We start from the raw sequence: 23,947 nt of genomic DNA on the forward strand, positions 1-23,947 counted from the left end.
TTAAGCCTTAGGAGGGATTGATCCATGAGAGAATTGCATTCACAAACATCCATGTCATTTCAGGAAGAGCATGTGCCAGGCTTTTTAATTCATCATAAAAAAGACCGCTCTCCGATGAACGTATTCCATCGTCACCATGGCTATGAAATTGTTTGGTTAAAGGACGGGGAAGCATTATATGTTTTTGAAGAAAAGGTCTATCATTTAAGAAAAAATACCATTCTACTGTTTAAGAGTTCTGAATTTCATCGGGTAAGTTTACGTGAAGGTGCGGCATATGAAAGAGTAGTGGTGATGTTTACCGAAGACTTTTTATCATTCGACCATGTTTTAATTCATACTTTATGTGATTTTTTGGATCAATTACCTTCCCCTCATTTCATGATGGATCTATTTATCTGGCATGCCGAAAAGCTACAAATGATAATTGATAACTTGTTGTTAGAGGATCAAAATCAGAACAACTGGCAGCAAAAGACGGCATTAGAACTGTATTTACTAGAATTAATTCTATTTCTTTGCCGTGAAATTAAAGATGAAAATCAACATGACTATTATTTGACAGTTGAGCAACAACAATCAAATCCAGTAGCCTTCCATGACCAAATTATTAAAGAGATTAATGAGATTTGGAATACAGATTGGCGTCTAGAAGTAATTGCTGAGAAACTGCTTATAAGTAAATATTATTTGTGTCGTTTTTTCAAAAAAGAGTTTGGTGTGACCATTCAAGAGTATATTCTTCAAAGAAGGTTATTCGAGGCAAATAAACTATTAACAGATACAACAATACCCGTACATAAAATTGCAGAGCATGTTGGTTTTATGTCTGACTCAAGCTTTATTAGAAGGTTTAAAGATAGGACTGGGATGACACCAAATCAATATAGAAAGAGCCAGGATAAACTTCGCAATATCATAAAATGATGCAGACCCTTATACACTACAAAAAGAAACAGACGATCTCCTTTGATCGCCTGTTTCATCTCTTGCTTCTGTTTGTTGATTTGAACTTATTCTACTAACTCCCAATCCGGATTCCAAACTACTTCCCACAAGTGACCGTCTGGGTCTTGGAAGTATCCAGAGTAACCGCCCCAAAAAGTATCGTGAGCCTGAACTGTAATATTTGCACCCGCCTTTTCGGCTTGTTCCATTATCTCATCAACTTCTACTTTACTACTGACATTATGACCAATCGTAAATTCAGTTGCACTTGATGGGGTTTGATTCATTTTTGTATCATGAGCAATATCTTTACGATTCCAAATAGCTAGTTTTAATCCTGATTGTAAGTCGAAAAATGCAACAGCACCATGCTCGAATTCTTTGCCAACTATACCTTGCGTTGATAGCCCAAGTCCATCCCGATAGAATTGCAATGACCTTTCTAAATCATCAACACCTAATGTAATCACTGAAATACGTGGTTTCATACAATTCCTCCTATTACTTTTCTTCATTTTAAATCAAGTAATACTAAATTGCTAGTTTAGTAAACGGCTTTAGTAGATAAGGTCTAACATCTTCTACTTTTGAAAAATCCTGTTTTTTTTAATATGATGAAAGTAATAAGAATTAGAGAGGGGATTACATATGCAATTGACTGTTTATTTGGCAGGACAGATCCATGATGATTGGCGCAAAGAGGTAGAAGCAAAGTCAAAGGAAAAAGGGCTTCCGTTAAGCTTTGTCGGACCACAGACCACTCATGGCCGTTCAGATAATGTCGGGGAGGATATTATAGGAGAACAACCTAGCAATCTATATAAAGACGATGCTGCTTCAGCGATTAACAATTTTAGAACACAGGTGTTATTAAAAAAATCCGATATCGTCATTGCTCTGTTTGGGGAAAAATATAAGCAATGGAATACCGCAATGGACGCAAGCACTGCGATTGCGATGAATATACCTACCATTATTGTCAGACCAGATTCACTTATACATCCATTAAAAGAACTTTCTAACAAAGCAAATGTTACTGTTGAAACTATTGATCAAGCTATTGAGGTACTATCTTATATATATGAATAGAAACAATGGAGCCAGGCTTACAGATAAGCTTGGCTTTTTCTTTTCCTCTCTTGATACCCTTCACCCCCACCTAACCTAAATTTAATTTTGTCATACTTATTATCCATTTGTCATACAAATCTAATAATTGTTTAACAAGTAAATATGTCCCTATTGGTTGGAGGAAAACCATGAAAAAGAATGCAGAGAAAAAAGTCGCACAAAAAAGTGAAATTATCGACATCATCGTAGAATGCCTATCTGCAAAGAAAAATCTACCCTCAGAAAAAGAGTTAACAGAACGACTTGGTGTGAGCAGACCCGTTTTACGAGAATTGTTAAGTGAATTTGAAGCCAGTGGAATTATTGTACCTACACAAGGAAGAGGAAGAGAAGTGAAATTCCCTGATGTCAGCAACTCCATATTGGGTGGTTGGAACATACTGCTCCGTGCAAGACCAGCATCCTTACTGGAATTGTTAGAGGTTCGCTATAACTTGGAAAGGGGGTTTTTACCTTCCGCCATTGAAACATTAACTTTAGAAGATTTACAGATGATGAGAGATTTAGTCAATCGGATGGAAGCAAAAGCACAGAAAAAACAAATATTTAAAGAAGAAGATCAATTATTTCACCGAATTCTTTATTCACGAACAAAAAACCTAGTATTAGACCAGTTACTTCATGCATTTTGGGAATTGTTCGAACAAAAAAATGAACTGCATCACTCTGAAAATTTAATACAAGCTGCTGAACTTCATCACCAACTATATCAAGCTATTCTTACGCAAAATATCGAAGAAGGAGAAAAATTACTAGAATTGCAGTTTCATGATGTTAGACAACGTATTGTAAACATGATGGAGACTAATCAAAACTAAGAACCGATTACAAAGGAGGAAGAGAATCATGGCAAATACGAGGGAAATTAAAGAAATTTCAAAAAGGATAAAACGTGATGTCATTCAATTAACAAGTAAAAATACCGGCCACCCCGGTGGTGCGATAGGTGCTGCGGACATCATTGCCGAATTATACTTCAATCGATTACACCATCGGCCGTCACAACCTGATTGGGAAGACCGCGATCGCTTCGTTTTAAGCAATGGACACATTTGTACAGCGCTATATTCTGCCATGGCAAGAAGTGGTTACTTCCCGATTGAAGAATTATGGACGTTCCGGAAATTAAACTCCAGACTACAAGGACACCCTTCACGACATGACTTACCTGGACTTGAAACCTCAGCAGGGCCACTAGGGCAGGGACTTTCGATTGCGAATGGAATGGCACTTGCCAATCGTCTTCGAGGAAGTGACGCAAAGATCTATTGCTTAGTTGGGGACGGTGAAATTCAAGAAGGTCAAGTCTGGGAGGCAGCAATGACAGCAGCACATCATCATTTGGACAAAATCGCATTAATCGTTAGCTGGAATGACATTCAAATTGACGGCCATGTCAAGGATGTAATGAATATCGAGCCTATCGCCGAGAAATTCAAAGCATTCGGCTGGCATACTCTCGAAATTGATGGAAACGAAGTCAATGAAATTAAAATGGCATTTGATCAGTTTGAACAAAACACTGGTGCTCCAACAGCGATTATTGCGAAAACGGTGATTGGAAAAGGGGTCTCTTTCATGGAAGATGAAGCCATTTGGCACGGAAAGGCTCCTTCAGCAGAGGAAGCCACTCGTGCACTAGAGGAAATAGGTACTAGCAGTTTCGGAACAGAATTGATTACAGAACGATAATGAAGGAGGAGTAAAGATGACAAAAGCAAAAAGTGGTCGTGATGGTTTTGGAAAAGCATTATTGGAACTAGGTGAAGAAAATCAAAACGTCGTCGCATTATGTGCCGATTTGGCTGAATCTGTCAGGGTCGAAGCTTTTGCGGAGAAATATCCCGAAAGGTACTTTCAAATTGGTATATCTGAGCAAGATATGATCGGAACAGCTTCAGGCTTAGCTTTATCGAATTACATTCCTTTTGCCACTACTTATGCTGTTTTTGCTGCACAAAGAGCAAACGAACAAATACGTTTAGCCGCTTGCTACAATCAGGCTAACGTAAAGATTGCAGTCAGCCATGCGGGATTGACATGCGGTGAGGATGGAGCAACCCACCAGGCTTTAGAAGATATTGCATCCATGAGAGCCATGCCTGAAATGACTGTTATTGTTCCAGCAGATGAAAACGAAGCATATGAAGCCACCAAAGCTAGCACGGAATGGATGGGACCTGTTTATCTAAGACTGGGCCGCACTCCGGTTCCCATCGTTACCAACGATACTTCTCCCTTCCAGATTGGTAAAGCTCGAACAATAAAGAACGGGACAGATGTATCTATTTTTGCATGTGGAATCATGGTCGAACGTGCACTACAAGCTAGAGAGCAATTAGCTTCTGCCGGAATAAATGCTTCCGTTATTAACATCCATACCATTAAACCACTGGATAAGGAAGCCATTATTAATGAAGCACAACAGACTGGATGTGTGGTGACAGCAGAAGAACACTCCGTTATTGGTGGATTAGGTGGTGCTATTTCGGAACTTTTAACCGAAGAGTTCCCTGTACCAGTACACAAAGTCGGAACAAATGATACGTTTGGTGAATCCGCATCACCTGAAGAACTACTCGAAAAGTATGGGTTAACTACTGATAAAATTGTCACTGCCTGCAAGAAAGCACTGGGACAAAAAGAACAATTTTTAGTAAGAGAAAGGAGTTGAACAGCATGAAAAGATTAATCACATATATGTTTATATTGGCATTATTTTTCCTTTTAGTTGCTTGTGTTTCAAGCAATAATTCCACCTCCAACGAAGAAGCAAATGATTCGCAAAATGACACACCAACTGAAACCGAACAAGAAGAAACGCAGTCAGATGAGGAGGAACCGGTTGAACTCACCTATTGGTATTGGGCTGATAATTCCGAGTACTCTAACTTAATGCAAGATATTATTACCGAATTTAATGAAACAAACGATAAAGGTATTACCGTTATCGGAGAAGAGTATCCATGGGATGGTGGCGGTTATAGTGAGACATTGTTTACCGCTGCCATGGGCGGTGGTGGACCAGATGTAGCTGCTTTTAAACTAACCTCCACTCCACTTTTCAGCGCAAATAATTTACTAGCGAATCTAGATGGCTATATTGATAGTTGGGAAGATAAAGACGATATTGAAGAGAACTTATATGATATTATGAAAACCGCAAGTGGCACAGACAGTTTATATGTCATGCCTTGGAATACGCAAGTATTATACATGTATTATCGCCCTTCTATTTTTGAGGAAGCTGGTATTGAAGTTCCATCAACCTATGAGGAATTATTAGCAGCGATTGAACAAACAACACTGGATACCAATGGTGATGGAAATACAGATGTTTATGGGTTTGGTATGCGTGGTGCCACAGGTGGCCAGGAACCTTGGGGAAGTTTTATTCATGCCCGTGGCGGAGACTTTGAAGATATGACTAGTGAAGAAGCCATTCAAGGTATGCAGGACTTTATCGATATATATGAAAATGGATACGCTCCCCCATCAGCTACTACAGACGGCTTTAATGAAATAATTGCTAATTTCAAATCAGGAAGAACAGCCATGACCGTTCACCATACCGGTTCTTCCGCTGAAATGGTGGAAACATTCGGTGATGACGTATCTGCCTTTGCCTTTCCTGAAGGTATTGGACAATGGACTTCGATGGGAGATACCAATAATGTTATTTTCGAATCAACCGAACATAAGGAAGCAGCATTTGAATGGGTTTCCTATTTAGCAACTGGCAAAGGTCAAGAAGATTGGACGATTGCAACGGGCAATGTACCAGTAAGTACTCGTGTTCAGGAAATGGACCATTTTCAAAACGATGAATTTATGAAAGCTTCCATCGAAGGAGTACCTTTTGCCGGTATTTTGCCGATCAAAGATACCACAACAGAATGGATCAGTACAGTTTGGCCTAATACTACAGCTTCCGCCTTATTAGGAGATATTACAGCGGAAGAAGCTATGCAACAATTGCACGAAAGCTTACACGAAGAATAACGAAATGTAAACGGATTCAAAAAGGATTCATGGCCACTCAATAGCTGTCTCATGAATCCTTTCTACCAAGCTATTACGAAACAGAGGTGAAGAAAAATGCAACGCAAACGAATCAATATATGGCCTTATCTCCTAATATTACCGGCATTATTAATTGTCACCTTTGTTGTTTTTATACCTGTTATCGAGGCCATTTTTATGAGTTTTCAAAGCTATGATTTAAGGCGTCCTGATAAGATTGCTTATCATGGTTTTCAAAATTTTGTTGATATGTTTTCCGATCCAATCTTTTGGCTCGCTTTTAAAAACACACTTATATGGGTTGTTTTTGGTGTAGGATTGCAATTTTTGTTCGGCTTTATTTTGGCCTTATTATTGAATCAATCTTTTCGAGGACGCGGGATTGTTCGTGCGGTTAGCCTTATCCCATGGGCAACACCTGGTGTGTTGATCGGGTTGATGTGGAAGTGGATTTACGATGGAAATTATGGGGTTTTAAACGACTTGTTAATCAAACTGGGATTGATTGATAAAGGAATTACCTTCTTGTCGCAAACATCCACCGCATTTGGCTCCGTTATCGTTACAATCATCTGGCAGGGCATTCCTTTTTTTGCCATTATGATATTGGCTGGATTACAAGTGATAGCAAAGGAAATGTATGAAGCTGCCGATATTGACGGTGCCAGCAAACTGCAGAAATTGTTTTATATTACGATTCCATCATTAAAGAATGTCATCATTATTACCATATTACTCCGAATTATCTGGGTTTCTAACTCTGTTGACATTATTCACAACATGACTGGAGGCGGTCCATCGTACTCTACTCAGACTTTGAGTGTTTACATTTTCAATAAGGCTACAGTTCTAGACTTAGGCTATTCTTCCAGTATGGCACTATTCTTAATGTTCATGTTAGCAATGGTAGCTGTTCCATATCTCAAAAATGCGTTTAAAGAGAGGTAATGAGCGATGCGTTGGAAGAGAATTATTTCATTATATATTCCATTGGGTACTATTTTATTGTTTTTGCTGTTTCCTTTTTATTGGACATTTGTCACATCCATTAAACCTGAACATGAGTTATATGGTTCCACTGTTACCTACTGGCCAAAGGAGTTAACATTAGCCTCGTATCAAAAGTTATTTGGAGAATTTAATTTCCTTTTACCAATGTGGAACAGTTTCTTAGTAGCAACGATTACTACCTTTGTTACACTTTTTGTCTCTACTTTAGCAGCTTACTCTTTTACAAGATATGAATTCAAAGGAAAAAGTCTGCTGATGGGTTTATTTTTAACAAATAATATGTTTCCGAATGTTTTGTTGCTTATTCCTTTATTTGCGATCATGCGCAGTTTTGATTTATTATATACGCCGATTTCACTGGTGATGGCTTATGCTACGTTTACGATACCTTTCTCGGTATGGATGCTGACAGGTTATTTGAAAGACTTGCCTAATGCATTAGAGGAAGCAGCCATGATTGATGGAGCTAATCGGGCAACAGCTTTTATAAAAATAATCTTACCAGTCCTTACGCCATCAATCGTTGCAACTGGGGTCTATATCTTTATTCAATCATGGAATGAATACACCTTTGCCGTGCTTTTTACGAATGAAGCGACCAGAACGATACCTGTTACACTAAAGAATTTAATCGGTCAATTGGGTGTACAGTGGGATTTATTAACGGCTGGGGGAATTATTACGATCATACCTGTCTGTATTATGTTCTTCTTTGCACAGAAAAAATTGATTGAGGGGATGACAGCGGGATCAGTGAAAGGATAAGTAACCTAATAAACCAGCCGTGAGAATGGTCACGACTGGTTTTATCTTAGTCTAGGAAATTATAAAATTTTTGGCTTGTGGATAACATTTAGAACCATATATAGCCATGTCCAGCTCCGAGCGCCAAAAACTAGGCGACTTCACGAATCGCCCTACGATAAGTCATCATCGGTTCGCAGGCTCACTGTGATTCCTTTATCTCAGTTGATTCGCTCCAGTCGCTACGTTTTTAAGCCGGCGCTCTGCGCTTTTGTTCATTTATTGAAAAAAGGATGCAAAAATACCAATCAGAATACCAACTATTCCAAAGTCCGTATCACCAAAGGTAGTACTAGCAAATCCCAGATCACCTAACACTGGCAATAAAAAAGCTGGAATAAAGCTAATGAATACCCCGTTAACAAAGCCACCTAAAGCAGCACCTAAGCGACCACCCGTTGCATTACCAAATACACCTGCACCTGCTCCTGTAAAAAAGTGTGGCACAAGACCTGGAATGATCAGTGGCAGAGCAAGCACCCCTAAAACCGCCATACTAATTAATCCACCTGCAAAACTAAACAAGAAACCAATCATCACAGCTGTTGGTGCATATGGATAGACGATTGGCACATCTAATGCAGGTTTAGCACCTGGCACAATTTTATCTGCTATCCCTTTAAATGCAGGGACAATTTCATTTAAAATCATTCGTACACCTAATAAAATAATACTAAGTCCAGCTGCAAAGGTAATCCCCTGCATAATACTAAACATCAAATAATTCTGGTCACCGCTGTAATTAGAAACAATATCCGAACCTGCTAACACAGCAATAATAATAAAAATAGCAACCATCGTTAAAGCAGTAGAAACTAAAGAATCCTTTATAAATGCCCAGCGATCAGAGATTTTGATATCTTCTGTTGACTTTTCTTTATTGCCAAACCATTTTCCAACTAAGCCGGCTGAAATATAGCCAAATGTACTAAAATGGCCAATCGCCACCTGGTCATTACCAGTTACTTGGCGCATGAAAGGCTGGCCTAATGCAGGCATGATCACCATTAAAAACCCTAATAACAAAGAACCGATAAAAACTAACCAAAATCCACTTAATCCTGCTGTACCAAGAACAGCCGATAATAATGCAGCCATAAAAAAGGTATGATGTCCTGTTAAGAAAATATACTTCCATGACGTAATACGTGCAAATAAAATATTCGCAACAAATCCAAATCCCATAATCAGGGCTGTTTCCGCACCAAACATCTGTTGTGCTAATGCCACTACTGCCTCATTATTCGGTACAACCCCTTGAATTTGGAACGCCTCTTCAATAATACCGCCCAATGAATCTAAGGAACCAATAATAACCCCTGCTCCAGCACCTAATATGACAAATCCTATCACACTTTTTAATGTGCCAGTTAGAACCTTTGACACGATAGCGCGTTGAGCAACCAGACCAATTAAAACCATCAGACCAACTAATACCTCAGGAATACTTAAGACTTCATTCATCAAGAATTCAAAAAAGCCCACTTGATCCACCTCCCCAGGTTATAAGAAAAGCGCAGAGTGCCCGCTTAAAAACGTAGCGTCAGGACCGAAGCAACTGAGATAAAGGAATCACTGAGAAAAACGAACCGATGATGACTTATCGTAAGGCGCTTTCGTGAAGTCGACTAGTTTTTGGCACTCGGAGCTAGACATCAAAAACGGTCTTTAATGCTATCCAATAAACCCTATCAATTTCTCTTTCACTTCCTGGCTATCCGCTATATTGTCTATCGCTATTACTGGTTTTGATCCATCATCCAGCTGCTTAGCAAATTCTGCATTCGTCACGATAAGATCTGCTGGCAAACTAGCTGCTGTACTAAAATCTGCTGTCTCTACATCTGCCACTTGGTTTAATTCTTTTAACACCAGTTCCACTGTCATTTTCAGCATCATACTTGAACCAAAACCCATTCCACAAACAGCTAATATTTTCATCACTTCACCCGCTTTCTTTATCAAACAACTGCTGTACTTCGCGAACCGTTCTTGCTTTTTTTAAATGCGCTAACTTTTCACTGTCACCTATCACCTCCGCAACCGCTTTCAATAAATGTAAATGCATTACTTTATCTTGCGCAGCTAAACCAATAAAGACGATCGCTTCTTTATCAGAGAAAAAAGAAACAGGTTCTTGCAAAACACTAACACTTATCCCTTGTTGTAACACCCCGTCCTCCGGTCTAGCATGCGGTAATGCCACTCCCGGTGCGATGACAATATACGCACCTAATGTATGCACATTATCCACCATTGCATGGACATAGCGCGCTTCCACGTTTCCATTTTCTATCAATAACTGCCCACACTGCTTTACTGCCTCTTCCCAACCCGATGCCAACTGCCCTACACGAATAACCTCTTCATTTAGCTTCACTCGGACCCCACCTTTAAAACGTACTAGCCCTATTACAATATATCGCTAGCAGTTAGATTTTATGTACATAAAAAAGAAAAGGGGGTGGTCCCATAAGTAAGTGCTAGCAATTGACTTTGGGACAATCTCTTTTCTACTGAAGGTCTAATCGATGTTTTCCCTTGCTTTTGGAGCATAGCGTCGATTAAACCACTTCTATTCGACGTTCTTTTTCGTGAAAAAAGACAGATAAAATCCACAAAAAGAGAACCCTGACTCACCTAGGTTCTCTCTTCTTCCCCACTATATTTCCGCACTTAAAATAACTAAGGTCATTTACTTTGCTCCCTTGTTCAAACCACGTCTTTCGATAAGATTAATACCAATCCCCATAGATATAACACCAATCAAAAGCATGAATAACAAAGACATCAGAATGTCACTGAAGTTAGCATCGTAGAAGATAACGGACATAAGCGCATCCATTGCATGTGCCATTGGAAATAAGTCTGCAATAAACAACAATACTTGATTTGAGATCGTACCCGGCATCATGTATGCTCCACTTACTAAGGGTATAAGCGGTATTAGAGACGGATAAATGGCGTAAAATTGCTCCGGTGACTTTACGAGTCCGGTTAAAAGCATCGCAATACTGATCATGCTGAATGTAAAAAACGCGGAAATTAATACAAGCATCCACAAGTTATCACCCAGCTCATAATTCATCACATACTTAAAGACTACCAGAACAATAACAATTTGAAACATCGTAATCAAAAAGCTGTAGAGAATATAGCCGAAATACATACTCGTTTTACTGATCGGAGATAGAATCATCCGGTTCCATACACCGGAAACTTTATCATTAGTAACATTATTAACTTTAAATCCAACAAGAAACATCGAGATCAGAAAGGTAAAAGCAAACATTAACTGAATACTCATGTTATAGTTCGGTACCTCTTCACTATCTAATCCTTGTGCTTCCATTTGCACAGGCGCATCAGCTAAATAATTTTCAACTTCTCCTCGGACATTTTCATCCTCTGTTGAGCTGATCAATGAGCTAATTTGCGCCTCCTGTTGAAACACTTTATCAACATGCTGTCTGACCATAGAAACAGTCGGAAGCTTAGAGGTAACTAAAAGTCTGTAATCCATCTCCATTAATTGAACTGCTACATCTATATTGCCATCCCGCACTTCCTCACGAGCTTCGTCAGGATCTGTTACAACAAAATTTAAGGAATCATCGACATTTAAAAGTTCTTCCCATTTTGCTTCAATTTCCTTAGCATTCACTTCCTCACTAAAAATAGCTACTTTTGTTGGTGTTTGTATGCCACCTGCAAAAAAGAGGGTCGCAAGAATGCTTCCAATAATAAATGCGAGAACAAGGATCGGATTACGTTTATCTTTAGAAAATTGTGCCCATATTACCGACTTCATTATGCTTCCCCCCTTCTAGGATACATCGCTAAGCCAACCAAGGTACATAGTATAAAGAAACCTACCAGCATCAGACTTGGCATTATTAAAGAAGATGATTGTTCGTATTGAATCCACTCCATCAACACTGAAAGCGACAAGCCGTTCGGTGTCCATTCACCAAGTTTCTGCATCCAGGCAGGGAAAACGTAGATCGGTACGAAATTTCCGCCAAGTACACCTAAAACCATAACAATAATATTAAACACACCATTAGCAGCATCAACGTTTTTCATTCTTAATGAAATAGATGTGAACACCGCTGCTAAACTAGCAACTGCTAGAGAAAACAGTGTAATGATTATCCCAACCCCTAGCCAAAAGTCGACGGAACGGCCAGGAAATACATCTAATATAATGTGCGCTAAAACAAAGACGACAGTCATTTGTAACGATGCTAAAATAAATGTAGATACCATTTTCCCAACCAAAAACAGCATAGGATGACTATTTGTCACCACAATCCGATTGAAAACTTGCTGTCTTATTTCTTCACCTGTCTTAGCTGCTACCGTAATCGCTAAGAATAATGCGAACAAAATTCCCATCGCGAGCGTGAAATATTGGGACAATGTGAAAGCTTCTCCTTCTCCCAATTGTTCCACACCACCTTGTGGCTGAACTATTTCAGTTTCATTACTTCCACCAATTTGCTGGATGGCAAATTGGTAATTCAGATTATCTATAAAACTGTGAATGATATCATATAAGGTTCCGTTGTTTGTCGTTTCCTCTTCCATTTTATAGATCAGCGAAACATTTGGAGATTCACCGGTAAAGGCGGCATATAGACTTTCCACCGCAAAACCATTCGGAATAACGAGCATGCCATCGATCTCACCTTGCTCTACTTTTTTTGCCGCTACTGCCTCATCCTGTTCGTGTACAGTGACCCACTCTTGCAGGTCCTCACTCTCAAGAAAACCAAATAAAGCTTGTACAGGATCACCATAGCTTGCTTGTTCTGCGATCACAGCTGCTTCTGCTTCGTCAACCGAACCCTCTGCAACCAGCTTTTGCTGCAATTGTTCTGCTACATTCTCGTTATCATCCTGATTGACCAAGGCCAATTGTAAATCCATCGTTGATTCCTCATCACTGTCAAACAATCCGTCAAAAGCAAGATTTAACACAAAGATGATAACAATTGGAAGTAAAAGTACGATAAGGATTTCTTTACGATCTCGTAAAAACATTAATAAATCCTTTTTGATGAAACTTCCCATATCTACACCTCCTTAATCTCTCAATGTCCGACCTGTTAAATGGAGAAATACATCCTCCAAGCTAGGTGTTTCAGTTTGATAATTCAGCAATTGAATTTGATGTCCGTCAGCTAGATGGACAAGCTCACTGATTAAGTTACTTCCTTTTTTAGCAATGACCTTCAACTGCGAGTTAGCCGTTTCCACCTTACGAACACCTTCCAGGGATTTCACTTTTTCCACAAAAGTTTCATCAATCATGCTTAATTCCAACTTGATTGTATCTTCTGACGATAAAATACTGAGTAATTCCGCTTTACTTCCCGCCGCAATAACCTCACCATGATCCATAACATATACACGATCACATAACTGCTCCACTTCCTCCATATAATGACTCGTATATAAAATCGTTGTGCCTTCTGTTTCATTTAGGGATCGTACAGTTTCGAGAATATGATTTCTTGATTGCGGATCAATACCGACTGTCGGCTCATCAAGAATCAATATTTGCGGTTTATGCAACAATGCAGCAGCTATGTTAACTCTCCGCTTCATACCCCCGGAAAAAGTTTTTACTAAATCTTTCTGGCGGTCCTTCAATCCAACAATTTCCAAGGCATGTTGAATGCTTTTCTCCAATTTTTTGCCTTTCATTTTATAAATCGAGCCAAAAAATTTTAGATTTTCATAAGCAGAAAGCTCTTGATAAAGCGCCAATTCCTGCGGTACCACACCTAAAATTTTTCTTAGTTCTCCTGGTTTATTCACCGTATTGATTCCGTTCAACTTTATTTCACCAGCAGTAGGCTTTAGTAAAGTCGAAATCATGGAAATCGTTGTTGATTTCCCGGCACCGTTCGGACCTAACAAACCCACTGATTCCCCAGTATCGAGATATAAATTAACGTCCTGTACCGCTTTTTTTCCCTTAAATGACTTACTTAAATGTATCGTTTCAAGCATGGAATTGCCTCCTTTTTTCTCTTGCACCATTCATATGTATCCATCTTAAAACAAAAAAACCAAAGTCACTACTGACTCTGGTCATTTAATCCTCAGGCATATATTACTTTAGTCATTTTTTCTTCATACTAAATGGTGACGAATTGCATATATCGCTAATTGGGTCCGATCTCGTAATTCTAATTTATCTAATATTTGACTAGTTTGATTTTTAACCGTACCAACTGACAGTCCTAATCGTTCTGCCATCTCTTTATTATTTAGTCCTTCCCCAATACATTTCAAAATTGCCCTTTCTCGTGGTGTTAACGTCGGATCAATGGCCTCTTTTTCTTCTTTTTGCAGTAATGCAGGCATCACTTTTGCTGCCACCTGATCTTGAAGAGAGAGACCTCCTTTTAACGCACTTTTAATTGAGCGGATCAGTGATTCAGTATCTCCATCCTTCAGCATATAGCCACTGACACCAAGTTTTAATGCATCCATCACATACTGATTATCATCAAAAGTTGTCAGCATTAAAATTTTCAGATGTGGAAAACGGGATCGTAATACTTTAGCCGCATCAATGCCATCCATTTCAGGCATACGAATATCTAAAACGGCGACATCGAATAACTGTTTTTCACACAATGCTACAGCTTGTCTACCGTTATCCGCTTCCCCAGTTACTTCAATATCACCATCTGTTTCGATCATCGCCTTCAAACCTTGACGTACCATCACCTGATCTTCTGCCAACAAAACTCTTATCATACTGACCCTCTCCGTTCCATTAATCGAATACTGCCTCTGATCGCAAACTGACGCTCATCATGATGTATTTCCAAAGTGCCTCCCACCTTTTCCAATCGGTCTCGCATGGCATTTAAACCATAACCTTCTTGAAAAAAGGAATTCGTTTTTGCAGGATTCACCACTTCAAAGCGAAAGATACTTCCACCCGGTGCCTCAAAAGAAATGTGTGCTTCTCTTGTAGAACTATGTTTCATAATATTGGTTAGTGCCTCTTGTACCGCTCGATAAATCGCAAATGACTGCTCTCCGGTCAATGATGCAGCGAATGCACCATGCTTTACGGAAAAATTGATTTTCATGAATTTTTCCATTTCTAATTTACGAATTAATCTTATCAAACCTTGCAATCCGCCGACTTCATTTTGTTTAAAGGATTTCACTGCTCGTCTAGTTTCCTCCAAGCTTTGTTCTGCTAATTCTTTTAGTTTCTCGACCTTTTCTTTATCTTTTTCATCCGCATTTAAGCGGAATGCCTCTAATTGCATTAACAGAGCAGTGAGTTTATGCCCGACAGAATCATGAATTTCATGCCCAATCAGCATCCGTTCATCCTGTCTGGCGTTCTCCTCCTCTGTAACCAGATGTCTTTTCATCCTTCTGTATTCATCTAGCAACACATCATTCTTTTCCTTGACTTCTATTTCACTTCTTTTTACAAATTGAAAATACAACAGTCCAATAATGACTAATATGTAAAAAAGGGCGTACCAAGCTAATTGGTAAGTAGAAAGAGTTGTTTGCGTTAGAAGCCATAGTAATCCAGCAAATTGAACCAGCATCACAAGCACACTTTTTAACAGCGATAATCTGAAAACAGCTTCTGCTATTACTAATGCTTGTACAAGTAACAAATATTGATTTAACTGATGATCAACAGGGTAAAAAATAATCAATGGTGTCAGCGCCTGTATGCTGAATAATACCGTTTGTATGAGCGGTTTTTCGGAAAAAAGTGGAATAATGAACAAGATGATTAAAAATAAACAGAAACTCGCCAGCAGTTGTAATGATAAATGTAGATCCGATCCCCAAAATGCTAATGGCCATACAAGGCAATGAATAGCGATCCACATAAAATATGTTTTATTCATATCGACATACTCCTTCGAAAGTAACGATCGTCCTTTTTGCCCCTAATTATACTATGATTCATGAAGTGTCGCATCAAGGACTTGAGAAATTTACTATTTTACTACCGTCGTTCCAGCTAATAAGTCTGCTACGTGGCGATGATCTTGACGTATAACGACCATGATAATGTAGAGAAAAGCTAACAACATAGAGATGCTAATTAATGTCATAGCCAACCAATTGAAGTCATGATACATTCCATGAATGACACCCATATGTCCTAGTTGCCAAGGTAAAAATTTCGCAATATTGCGTATCGTACTTCTCATTATGGGATGATCAGGATAGCTTACTTTTAATCGTTTGATTCGTTTACCAAAAGTGGAAGCACGAGAGCCTCCTTCCATAATCGAAAATAAAATAATAACTGGAAGCACAGAGGTGAGAGTAGCTATAAGTTGAGTTTGTCCATTCGAAAAAGCGGGAGTTCCATTAAAAGCGAGCCAATAAACTAATTGCATGATTCCTAAAAGCAAGATGAGATATGTACTAATACATAGCCAGTCAATCAATAGAGCGATAAACCGTTGTTTTCTTGTAGCAACAGATTCCATATGAAACCTCCTTTATTAAAATAAAAGGTGTGAGTCTGTTTGCGAAATATTGGAATATATCTCGCCAGAAGAAAAGGTTAACTCGCGGACATACGACGTTTTATCCATTATACTATTAATTTGAGTGCTACAGGGAAATTTTTTCCCTATAAAAGAAAGCTTGCAACTACCTGTTCAGGTGCTTGCAAGCTTGTTACTATTAATTCATAAATATTTCAATAGCACGTTGATAATTTTGTTTCATAGCATTTTTTCCGACAGTAGTAATATCATGATAAAAAATGTGTTCATTATGGTTTACATAGTGCTTTACAGCTTCTGCTCCTGCTTTGGCTGCATAGCTATAGTAATTGATTTTCCGCACCCCTGCATTAATCGTCTGGGTATAATCCTCTTCTTTTAGGCCGGAACCACCATGCATAACGATTGGTTTACCTGTACCTTGATAGATTTGTTCTAATCGATCAAAATCTAATTTAGGCTCCTCTAAATAAATGCCATGTACGGTACCAAACGCAGCTGCTAATGCATCAATAGCTGTATCGGCCACAAATGCTTTGGCGGTTTCCGGATCGGTATAAATACCTTCACTTTTCTCGGCCCCGTCATAACTTTCTCCGCCACCTATTGTGGAATCGGTCATCACACCTAATTCCGCTTCCACTGAAACATTTCGTTCTTTGGCATAAGCTACAACTTTCTTCACTTCTCTCACATTTTCTTCAAAAGGTAAATGGGAAGCATCAATCATGACAGAAGTAAAACCTATATCAATCGCTTGTTTGATTAAATCAAAACGAGAACCGTGATCCAGGTGAACTGTAACCGGTACGCTTGCCTTTTTCGCCAACTCCACCAGAATTGGTCCGATAAACTCCAGTGGCATTATCTCATTATGAACCTCGGCATGCGCTAATATAATCGGTGCTTGTAACTCCTCCGCAGCCTCCAGTGCTGCTCGTGCCGATTCCAAAGTAGGAACATTAAAGGCACCAACCGCATAGTTTCCTTTCTCCGCCATTTCCAGATTTTCTTTAAGTGTAATTAACATACCTTATCCCCCTTATAAAAAAGCAATTTCTTCTCGTTTCTCCCAGTTATCATACATCCCCTTTAATGTGTGTATATCTTTCACACCGGAAGCACTATCTTCTTCTAACAAAGAGGAAGCAGCACTGGCGGTGGCAATTTTCATAGATTCATAAAGTGAATTACCTTTTTCTGCACTATATAGAATACCGGCTGCATAGGCATCACCAGCTCCAACTGTACCTTTGATTCTATTTTTATCGATCAGTAGAGAAGGTAAACTGTAAAATGTTTGCCCGTTATACCCAAAGCTAGCTTCTGGTGCATGAATGACTACCCAATCTTGCACCCCCATCCTCTTCATTGTAGTCAACGCTTCTTTTATGTTACTTCCTATCAAACTATCATCCTGCTCCCGCAATTCTATGCCAGTACTTTTTCCTGCTTCATATTCATTGACAATGCAGTAATTCGTATATTTTAAAGCTGGTGGCACAACCTTTTCATATCTATCTTTATTTTCGCTTACGATATCAATCGATGTTTGGATCCCTTCTTTTTGGGCATGGTGTAATAGTTTTGCTAGCTTTGTCCCATATTCTTCATCCTCTTTATCCAAGGCATCTAACAAAAGGACATAGGCAACATGCAAAATTTTCGCTTTGATCTCAGTGAGTGGGAAGGCGTCTTCGTTAAAAGCAGTAGAATTTCCTTTATAGGTATAGAAAGTTCTCGTTTTATCGATTTCATCAAAAATAACATCGGTAAATGGCGTATCACCAGTAAACTTTACCTTACTTAAATCGATATTCTCATATTTTGAAAAGCCTTCATACACATACTGACCTTTCTCGTCTTCTCCAACATAAGCAATAATTTCAATCGGAAGATCTGGATCTATATGAGCCAAAGATAGCGAGCAGTTAGAAACAGCCCCTCCCATTGATCGCTTCATTTGTTCAATCGTCGTTAATTCTGATTTAGCTGGGTATCCTTTCACTGATTTGATTTCATCGACCATGACAGTACCGGCAATTGCTATTCCATTACGCAAAAATACACCCCCTCTATACTAAAAAGTTACTGCTTCCGCTTCTTAATCACATCTGCATATACTGCGATAAGGATAACGATACCTTTTACGATATATTGCCAGAAGGAACTGACTCCCATTAAATTGAGACCGTTACTTAAAACACCGATGATAAGTGCTCCGATGACGGTTCCACCGATCTTGCCTGATCCACCCGTCATACTTGTACCACCCAATACAACAGCAGCAATGGCATCTAACTCCGCCATATCACCTGCAGTTGGCTGGCCAGAAAACATTCTCGAAGATAAGACAATCCCTGCTACCCCTGCCATTAGCCCACTAAAGCTATAAGCGATAATTTTTATCTTCTTAATATTAATTCCGGCAAATTTTGCTGCTTCCGGATTACCCCCAACCGCATACATATATCTTCCTAATTTCGTTTTATTCATAATGACGTATGCAATGATTAAAATAATAATTAAATAGAGGACAGGTGCTGGCAGAAATCCGCCAATATAACCAGAACCAATGTTATTAAAAGAATCAGACATCACTCTTACCGGTTTTCCATCACTAAAGACATAGGCAGCACCTCTGGCAATGTTCATGGTAGCTAAGGTCACAATAAAAGGAGGAATAATCGTGGTGGCGACAACATAACCGTTAAACGCACCGAAAAGCATGCCAACTAATAATCCTGCTACCACCGCAGCCCAAACAGGAAAGCCTAACATTGCAATTAACAGAGTTGTGACAACACCCGTTACCGCAATAATAGAACCGACGGATAAATCAATCCCTCCTAAAATGATGACCATTGTCATAGCGATCGCCAAATACATGTTAGTAGAGGTTTGTCTTAACACATTCATGAGATTATTAGTAGACAAAAAATCGGGATTAATAATCGAGATAAAGCTACATAATACAATTAATCCAATTAAAATCCCCATATTCTCTCTGATAAAATTCGTCACAGCATGGCTCATTTTAAACCATATCGATTCTTTGCCATTTTCATAGGTTAATGGAGTCATCTTTTTCCACCCCCTGTAGCGTAATACATGATTTGTTCTTGTTTTATATCGTTTCCCTCTAAAATTTTTCCGACTTTCCCTTTATACATCACAACCACTCGATCACTCATATGAATAACTTCTGGCAGATCAGAAGAAATCATTATAATCGAAACCCCTTCTTCGACCAGTTTTTGCATAATCGAGTAAATTTCAAACTTTGCTCCAACATCTACTCCTCTTGTCGGCTCATCTAGAATTAATACACTCGGTTTTGTGGCTAACCACCTTGATATCAGTACCTTCTGTTGGTTTCCACCACTTAAATTTCTTACCGTCTGTTTCGAATGGGGTGTTTTAATATTTAGCTCATCAATATAATAATCTACCTGTTTCTGTTCGACTTTATCGTCTACTCGTAAGCCTTTCATAAATTGATCTAGAATTTTGATCGACATATTGTAATCCACTGCTTTAGACAGAAACAAACCCTGGTCCTTTCTGCTTTCCGGCACATAAGCTAATCCATGTTTCATCGCATCATTAGGCTGGTTTATTGTTACCCGCTTGCCATTCAACAGGATTTCACCTTCATCATAAGCATCAACACCAAACAGACACCTCATCAACTCCGACCTGCCTGCCCCAACTAAACCTGAAAAGCCTAGAATCTCTCCTTTTTTTAAATCAAAACTAATATCTTCAACGACACCTTTCCTTGAAAGTTGGTTAACCTCTAATACCTTTTCCGTGGTCTTCCATCCTTTCTCCCGATAATATATATTGCTTAAGCTCCGACCTACCATCATCGCAACTAACTCATCATGAGTGCTTTCCTTCGTCTCCACTGTTCCGATATATTCACCATCTCTCATCACTGTAATACGATCGGTAATCTCAAATAACTCCTCCATACGGTGAGAGATATAGATGATGCCAACCTGTTGTTTTTTTAAACGGCGAACGGTCTGGAATAATGCCTTTACTTCTTTATCTGTTAACGAAGAAGTCGGCTCATCCATCACTATGATCTTAGCTTCAAAGGAGACTGCTTTAATAATCTCTATCATTTGTTGTTGTGCCACCGTCAATCCTTTAATGATCATTCTTGGGTTCAAGTCCAGACCAAAATCATCTAAATACTTTTTAGAATCCTTTATCATTTTTTCCATATCAATAAATCCGGTGCTTGTTAATGGTTCTCTTCCCAGATAAATATTCTCTGCAATTGATAAATAAGGAACGAGTACAATTTCTTGGTGGATAATACTGATCCCGTTTTTTTGCGCATCAGTAACCTTCTCTATATTCACTTTCCTGCCATTGACAAAAATTTCCCCGTCATCCGACTGATAGATCCCACCTAAAACTTTAATTAAAGTTGATTTCCCTGCACCGTTCTCTCCTAGCAAAGCATGCACTTCACCAGGCTTCAGATGAAAAGCTACTTCTTTTAATGCGTTCACTCCTGGAAATGACTTGGTGATACGATTCATACTTAATAGCTCTGCACTCATACCATCACCTCTTTTCTTGACCTTGTGTACGGTAAGGAGTTTTACACTATCTGCAAAACTCCTTACTGCTTTATTGCCAGCCGCCTACCCCGTACTCCTCCACATTTTCTTCGTTAATAAGAAAGGTTTCTACCGGTGTTCTTTCTTCGTAATCTTCACCACTCAAAAATTGATATGCTACATCTACAGAGGATTCTCCGATTGAAATCGGGGATTGAGCACCTGTACCTACAAATGAACCACCTTCTGCAATAGCAGCTTTAGCATCCGGTGATCCGTCTACACCGTAGATCGCAATATCCTGCACATTATTTGATTTTGCTGCTGCCAAAGCACCTAATGCAGTTGGATCATTTCCACCCATTATCGCAATAATGTCAGGATGTGCCTGTAGAATATCTTCCGTAATATCAAGTGCAGTCTCTAAATCACCTTTGGCATCCTGTTGGGCAACAATTTCAAAGTTATGACCATCAATAGCCTCCATAAACCCTTCTATTCGATCATTTATCGAATTCATCGTTGGGCTATCGAGAACTGCTATTTCCCCACCATCAGGAAATCTTTCCACTAAGTCTTCACCTGCTACTTTTCCTGCATTCTTATTGTCAGACCCTACATATGCTGTCACATATTCAAAATCCTTCACTTCTGTATCATAATTAATAATCGGAATGTCAGCTTCTTCTAACATTACTAATGCAGGTCTGATCCCTTCCCAATCAACCGGATTTAGAAAAATCGCGTCAATATCCTGAGCAATCATGTCCTCGATCTGGTTGATTTGTAACTCAACATCCATCGCCGGATTGGTTGTAATCAACTCATCGCCATTGGCTTCCACTTTTTCTCTAATTGCTTCCTCTAAGACTTGAAAAAAAGGATTGTTTTGCGTCATCGATGTATAACCGAAAGTATAGCTATCAGCGTTCTCTTCGCCAGCGTCATCCCCTGAATCATTCTCTCCATTAGTTTCGGTTTCCTCATTACAAGCAGCTAACAACAAAACGAATACCGATAGAAATAAAAATAATAACCATTTTCTTTTCATAGCTTGACCTCTCCCTTTAAAATTTTTTAATAAATCACGTCATGTGATTAATTAACGTTATCCATCCTATTGTAAGAAGCTGTCACATATGACAAGTTCCACTCCTAATTTCTTAATGACTATTTTCTGACTGTCAGGTGGCATTTTTTCTGTAAAAATACGGTGAATGTCGTGTAAATCACCAATTTTATGAAGATAATTTTTTTCAAATTTAGAACTATCAATGAGCAAATTTACTTCATTCGATTGCTTCATCACCTTTTGTTTAATTTGAACCTCCAAGCTGTTCGAGTTTGTAAACCCCTTCTCTACAGAAAAACCAGAAGCAGATAGAAAGGCCTTGTCAAAATATAAATTTTCAAGGTGCGACTGGGTAATCGGGCCAACTAGAGACCTCGTGGAATCTCGATAAATACCACCTAATAAAATCTTTTCTTTGTTCGAATCATGGATGTGAGAAACAATGTTAACCCCATTTGTTACAAGTGATATCGCCAGGTTGTTTGATAAATAACGGGGCAAATGGGAGGTTGTTGTACCAGCATCGACAAAAATAGAATCACCGTTCTGTATATATTGTGCTGCAGAATAGCCGATTGACTGTTTTTCTTTCACATATAATGTCTTGCGATGATTAAAGGTTATATCCGTATTAGCAGATAAGATAGCGCCTCCAAAAGTTCGTTTTACTAAGCCTTGGTCCTCCAGTTTTTCTAAATCTCTTCTTATCGTCATTTCTGCTACGTTAAATTTTTTGGCTAAATCATTTACTTTTACGTCTTCTTCTATTTTTAATAAGTTATAGATCTTGTATTGCCTTCGATTTAGGGTCTTTTTCATGTATATATTCCTCACTTTGTTCGTTATTGTTTAAATCGAACATTTTTAAAACATTATGTGCGAGGAAGATAAAATATACTTGAAGAATAGAAAAAATCACTAACTGACTTTTGGATGTGATCTTTGGGGATTTTCCATTGAAGTTGAACAAATACGGATACTTGTCAAGAGTTATTGATCAAATGATTGGCAATTAATTCTTTACACTTTTTTTATACTTTCTCGTCTAATTATTTATACCTAACGCTTATGATGAGTTTATCCACATTGAAAGGGTGATTAATATATGTCGGAAACGATTTTTAAAGCAACAAATGTTTCAAAAATATATGGCATAAACAAAGTGCTTGATAAAGTATCGATTGAAATTAATCGAGGGATGATTTACGGATTAATCGGGGAAAATGACGCAGGGAAATCAACATTCATGTGCAAATGGGACAATCCATTGAAACACCAGCACTTTATCCAGAATTAACGGCTCGAGAGAACCTAAAAGTACAAGCGGCAAATGGTGGTGTGAGTGAAAGAGAGAGTGATGAATTACTTCGTTTAATAAACCTTAGTCATACAGGTAAAAAGAAAGCAAAGAACTTCTCTTTAGGAATGCGACAACGTTTAGCAATTGCTTCCACACTTATTACCAATCCTGAGTTCTTAATCTTAGACGAGCCTACAAATGGACTGGATCTATCAGGAATTGTAGAAATGCGTGAAATCATTCAACGGTTTGTGTCAGAACGCGACATTACTGTCTTGCTTTCCAGTCACTTACTTGACGAACTTTCACAGGTCGCTACACATTACGGTATTTTGCATGAAAAGTTAGTTGAAAAGATGGATGGGAAAATGGATGCAGAGCTGAATGATAATTGGTTTATTCTTAAAATCCATCTTCCCATCAATAGAATCCAATTATAATTATTTGGGCTATTTATTCTTCACAAGGGTGGCGAATGAGGTTATAGTTAAATTCAATTTGTAGAATCGCAATTAGAGGTAGTATAAACAGGTTTTAGAAGATCCTTTTCATT

The 23,947-nt window shown here is 38.7% G+C and carries 26 protein-coding genes; 10 read left to right on the plus strand and 16 right to left on the minus strand.

The genetic code is table 11. The features are described 5' to 3' along the window. The first annotated feature begins 24 nt into the window (after positions 1-24). Positions 25-927: a helix-turn-helix transcriptional regulator gene (locus GI584_RS18440; RefSeq protein WP_100359322.1), complete on the plus strand. Its 903-nt coding sequence runs from the start codon at positions 25-27 to the stop codon at positions 925-927. Between the two features lie 86 nt (positions 928-1,013). Here the strand turns inward: GI584_RS18440 and GI584_RS18445 are convergent, their stop codons facing one another. Beyond that, positions 1,014-1,436 (minus strand): VOC family protein, encoded by a 423-nt coding sequence (locus GI584_RS18445; protein WP_100359321.1) that lies wholly within the window; start codon positions 1,434-1,436, stop codon positions 1,014-1,016. Positions 1,437-1,596: 160 nt separating this feature from the next. Here GI584_RS18445 and GI584_RS18450 point away from each other — a divergent pair, with 160 nt between their 5' ends. The 7 genes from GI584_RS18450 (at position 1,597) to GI584_RS18480 (ending at position 7,878) form a co-directional block, all read left to right on the plus strand. Continuing rightward, entirely contained in the window at positions 1,597-2,037 is a 441-nt protein-coding gene (locus tag GI584_RS18450) for a YtoQ family protein (RefSeq protein WP_153792138.1), read from the plus strand. A 170-nt stretch (positions 2,038-2,207) separates the two neighbouring features. Beyond that, positions 2,208-2,897: a FadR/GntR family transcriptional regulator gene (locus GI584_RS18455; protein WP_153792139.1), complete on the plus strand. Its 690-nt coding sequence runs from the start codon at positions 2,208-2,210 to the stop codon at positions 2,895-2,897. Positions 2,898-2,925: 28 nt separating this feature from the next. Further along, positions 2,926-3,771: a transketolase gene (locus GI584_RS18460; protein WP_153792140.1), complete on the plus strand. Its 846-nt coding sequence runs from the start codon at positions 2,926-2,928 to the stop codon at positions 3,769-3,771. A gap of 16 nt (positions 3,772-3,787) precedes the next feature. After that, positions 3,788-4,753, plus strand: a complete 966-nt coding sequence (locus GI584_RS18465) for a transketolase family protein (RefSeq protein WP_153792141.1) — start codon at positions 3,788-3,790, stop codon at positions 4,751-4,753. A gap of 5 nt (positions 4,754-4,758) precedes the next feature. Continuing rightward, positions 4,759-6,081, plus strand: coding sequence for an ABC transporter substrate-binding protein (locus GI584_RS18470; RefSeq protein WP_153792142.1), 1,323 nt, complete (start codon positions 4,759-4,761; stop codon positions 6,079-6,081). A gap of 96 nt (positions 6,082-6,177) precedes the next feature. After that, positions 6,178-7,050: a carbohydrate ABC transporter permease gene (locus GI584_RS18475; protein WP_153792143.1), complete on the plus strand. Its 873-nt coding sequence runs from the start codon at positions 6,178-6,180 to the stop codon at positions 7,048-7,050. 6 nt (positions 7,051-7,056) lie between these two features. Next, positions 7,057-7,878 (plus strand): carbohydrate ABC transporter permease, encoded by an 822-nt coding sequence (locus GI584_RS18480; RefSeq protein ID WP_100359314.1) that lies wholly within the window; start codon positions 7,057-7,059, stop codon positions 7,876-7,878. Between the two features lie 258 nt (positions 7,879-8,136). Here the strand turns inward: GI584_RS18480 and GI584_RS18485 are convergent, their stop codons facing one another. From GI584_RS18485 to GI584_RS18555, 15 genes are all read right to left on the minus strand, one after another. Further along, the gene (locus tag GI584_RS18485) at positions 8,137-9,402 is read right to left on the minus strand and encodes a PTS ascorbate transporter subunit IIC (RefSeq protein ID WP_267902828.1); all 1,266 of its coding nucleotides are present in this window, start codon (positions 9,400-9,402) and stop codon (positions 8,137-8,139) included. Between the two features lie 189 nt (positions 9,403-9,591). Further along, the gene (locus GI584_RS18490; RefSeq protein WP_153793013.1) at positions 9,592-9,858 is read right to left on the minus strand and encodes a PTS sugar transporter subunit IIB; all 267 of its coding nucleotides are present in this window, start codon (positions 9,856-9,858) and stop codon (positions 9,592-9,594) included. Positions 9,859-9,862: 4 nt separating this feature from the next. Continuing rightward, on the minus strand, positions 9,863-10,297 hold the full coding sequence (locus GI584_RS18495; protein WP_194842039.1) for a PTS sugar transporter subunit IIA: 435 nt from the start codon (positions 10,295-10,297) through the stop codon (positions 9,863-9,865). 315 nt (positions 10,298-10,612) lie between these two features. After that, a complete protein-coding gene (locus GI584_RS18500; protein ID WP_153792146.1) occupies positions 10,613-11,728 on the minus strand; it encodes an ABC transporter permease in 1,116 nt (371 codons plus the stop codon). Beyond that, positions 11,728-12,993: an ABC transporter permease gene (locus GI584_RS18505; RefSeq protein WP_153792147.1), complete on the minus strand. Its 1,266-nt coding sequence runs from the start codon at positions 12,991-12,993 to the stop codon at positions 11,728-11,730. Before GI584_RS18505 ends, GI584_RS18500 begins: the two co-directional genes overlap by 1 nt. A gap of 12 nt (positions 12,994-13,005) precedes the next feature. Then, positions 13,006-13,938, minus strand: coding sequence for an ABC transporter ATP-binding protein (locus GI584_RS18510; protein WP_100359310.1), 933 nt, complete (start codon positions 13,936-13,938; stop codon positions 13,006-13,008). Positions 13,939-14,061: 123 nt separating this feature from the next. Beyond that, positions 14,062-14,694, minus strand: a complete 633-nt coding sequence (locus GI584_RS18515) for a response regulator transcription factor (RefSeq protein ID WP_100359309.1) — start codon at positions 14,692-14,694, stop codon at positions 14,062-14,064. Next, on the minus strand, positions 14,691-15,827 hold the full coding sequence (locus tag GI584_RS18520) for a sensor histidine kinase (RefSeq protein WP_153792148.1): 1,137 nt from the start codon (positions 15,825-15,827) through the stop codon (positions 14,691-14,693). Before GI584_RS18520 ends, GI584_RS18515 begins: the two co-directional genes overlap by 4 nt. Positions 15,828-15,920: 93 nt before the next feature. Further along, complete coding sequence (locus GI584_RS18525) at positions 15,921-16,421, minus strand: RDD family protein (protein WP_153792149.1); 501 nt, start codon at positions 16,419-16,421, stop codon at positions 15,921-15,923. A 199-nt stretch (positions 16,422-16,620) separates the two neighbouring features. Then, positions 16,621-17,472, minus strand: coding sequence for a class II fructose-bisphosphate aldolase (locus tag GI584_RS18530; protein WP_100359306.1), 852 nt, complete (start codon positions 17,470-17,472; stop codon positions 16,621-16,623). A 12-nt stretch (positions 17,473-17,484) separates the two neighbouring features. After that, positions 17,485-18,504 (minus strand): carbohydrate kinase family protein, encoded by a 1,020-nt coding sequence (locus GI584_RS18535; protein WP_153792150.1) that lies wholly within the window; start codon positions 18,502-18,504, stop codon positions 17,485-17,487. A gap of 26 nt (positions 18,505-18,530) precedes the next feature. After that, on the minus strand, positions 18,531-19,526 hold the full coding sequence (locus GI584_RS18540; protein ID WP_198509384.1) for an ABC transporter permease: 996 nt from the start codon (positions 19,524-19,526) through the stop codon (positions 18,531-18,533). Beyond that, complete coding sequence (locus GI584_RS18545) at positions 19,523-21,022, minus strand: sugar ABC transporter ATP-binding protein (RefSeq protein ID WP_153792151.1); 1,500 nt, start codon at positions 21,020-21,022, stop codon at positions 19,523-19,525. The genes GI584_RS18540 and GI584_RS18545 overlap by 4 nt, the downstream gene beginning before the upstream one ends. A gap of 70 nt (positions 21,023-21,092) precedes the next feature. Next, positions 21,093-22,073, minus strand: coding sequence for a sugar ABC transporter substrate-binding protein (locus GI584_RS18550; protein WP_153792152.1), 981 nt, complete (start codon positions 22,071-22,073; stop codon positions 21,093-21,095). A gap of 66 nt (positions 22,074-22,139) precedes the next feature. Continuing rightward, complete coding sequence (locus GI584_RS18555; protein WP_153792153.1) at positions 22,140-22,913, minus strand: DeoR/GlpR family DNA-binding transcription regulator; 774 nt, start codon at positions 22,911-22,913, stop codon at positions 22,140-22,142. Positions 22,914-23,199: 286 nt separating this feature from the next. Here GI584_RS18555 and GI584_RS24105 point away from each other — a divergent pair, with 286 nt between their 5' ends. After that, entirely contained in the window at positions 23,200-23,391 is a 192-nt protein-coding gene (locus GI584_RS24105; RefSeq protein WP_228552272.1) for a hypothetical protein, read from the plus strand. Then, entirely contained in the window at positions 23,349-23,834 is a 486-nt protein-coding gene (locus GI584_RS24110; RefSeq protein WP_228552438.1) for an ATP-binding cassette domain-containing protein, read from the plus strand. The genes GI584_RS24105 and GI584_RS24110 overlap by 43 nt, the downstream gene beginning before the upstream one ends. The last annotated feature ends 113 nt before the right edge of the window (positions 23,835-23,947 follow it).

Source organism: Gracilibacillus salitolerans, assembly GCF_009650095.1.
GTDB classification, from domain to species: Bacteria; Bacillota; Bacilli; order Bacillales; family Amphibacillaceae; genus Gracilibacillus; species Gracilibacillus salitolerans.

Excerpts from the sequence above, each read along its gene's own strand:
- GI584_RS18550 (WP_153792152.1), bottom strand. The coding sequence starts at position 22,073 with ATGAAAAGAAAATGGTTATTATTTTTATTTCTATCGGTATTCGTTTTG.
- GI584_RS18555 (WP_153792153.1), bottom strand. The coding sequence starts at position 22,913 with ATGAAAAAGACCCTAAATCGAAGGCAATACAAGATCTATAACTTATTA.
- GI584_RS18525 (WP_153792149.1), bottom strand. The coding sequence starts at position 16,421 with ATGGAATCTGTTGCTACAAGAAAACAACGGTTTATCGCTCTATTGATT.
- GI584_RS18470 (WP_153792142.1), top strand. The coding sequence starts at position 4,759 with ATGAAAAGATTAATCACATATATGTTTATATTGGCATTATTTTTCCTT.
- GI584_RS18500 (WP_153792146.1), bottom strand. The coding sequence starts at position 11,728 with ATGAAGTCGGTAATATGGGCACAATTTTCTAAAGATAAACGTAATCCG.
- GI584_RS18510 (WP_100359310.1), bottom strand. The coding sequence starts at position 13,938 with ATGCTTGAAACGATACATTTAAGTAAGTCATTTAAGGGAAAAAAAGCG.
- GI584_RS18520 (WP_153792148.1), bottom strand. The coding sequence starts at position 15,827 with ATGAATAAAACATATTTTATGTGGATCGCTATTCATTGCCTTGTATGG.
- GI584_RS18490 (WP_153793013.1), bottom strand. The coding sequence starts at position 9,858 with ATGAAAATATTAGCTGTTTGTGGAATGGGTTTTGGTTCAAGTATGATG.
- GI584_RS18455 (WP_153792139.1), top strand. The coding sequence starts at position 2,208 with ATGAAAAAGAATGCAGAGAAAAAAGTCGCACAAAAAAGTGAAATTATC.
- GI584_RS18450 (WP_153792138.1), top strand. The coding sequence starts at position 1,597 with ATGCAATTGACTGTTTATTTGGCAGGACAGATCCATGATGATTGGCGC.
- GI584_RS18460 (WP_153792140.1), top strand. The coding sequence starts at position 2,926 with ATGGCAAATACGAGGGAAATTAAAGAAATTTCAAAAAGGATAAAACGT.
- GI584_RS18445 (WP_100359321.1), bottom strand. The coding sequence starts at position 1,436 with ATGAAACCACGTATTTCAGTGATTACATTAGGTGTTGATGATTTAGAA.
- GI584_RS18480 (WP_100359314.1), top strand. The coding sequence starts at position 7,057 with ATGCGTTGGAAGAGAATTATTTCATTATATATTCCATTGGGTACTATT.
- GI584_RS24110 (WP_228552438.1), top strand. The coding sequence starts at position 23,349 with ATGGGACAATCCATTGAAACACCAGCACTTTATCCAGAATTAACGGCT.
- GI584_RS18545 (WP_153792151.1), bottom strand. The coding sequence starts at position 21,022 with ATGAGTGCAGAGCTATTAAGTATGAATCGTATCACCAAGTCATTTCCA.
- GI584_RS18540 (WP_198509384.1), bottom strand. The coding sequence starts at position 19,526 with ATGACTCCATTAACCTATGAAAATGGCAAAGAATCGATATGGTTTAAA.
- GI584_RS18505 (WP_153792147.1), bottom strand. The coding sequence starts at position 12,993 with ATGGGAAGTTTCATCAAAAAGGATTTATTAATGTTTTTACGAGATCGT.
- GI584_RS18465 (WP_153792141.1), top strand. The coding sequence starts at position 3,788 with ATGACAAAAGCAAAAAGTGGTCGTGATGGTTTTGGAAAAGCATTATTG.
- GI584_RS18530 (WP_100359306.1), bottom strand. The coding sequence starts at position 17,472 with ATGTTAATTACACTTAAAGAAAATCTGGAAATGGCGGAGAAAGGAAAC.
- GI584_RS24105 (WP_228552272.1), top strand. The coding sequence starts at position 23,200 with ATGTCGGAAACGATTTTTAAAGCAACAAATGTTTCAAAAATATATGGC.
- GI584_RS18440 (WP_100359322.1), top strand. The coding sequence starts at position 25 with ATGAGAGAATTGCATTCACAAACATCCATGTCATTTCAGGAAGAGCAT.
- GI584_RS18475 (WP_153792143.1), top strand. The coding sequence starts at position 6,178 with ATGCAACGCAAACGAATCAATATATGGCCTTATCTCCTAATATTACCG.
- GI584_RS18515 (WP_100359309.1), bottom strand. The coding sequence starts at position 14,694 with ATGATAAGAGTTTTGTTGGCAGAAGATCAGGTGATGGTACGTCAAGGT.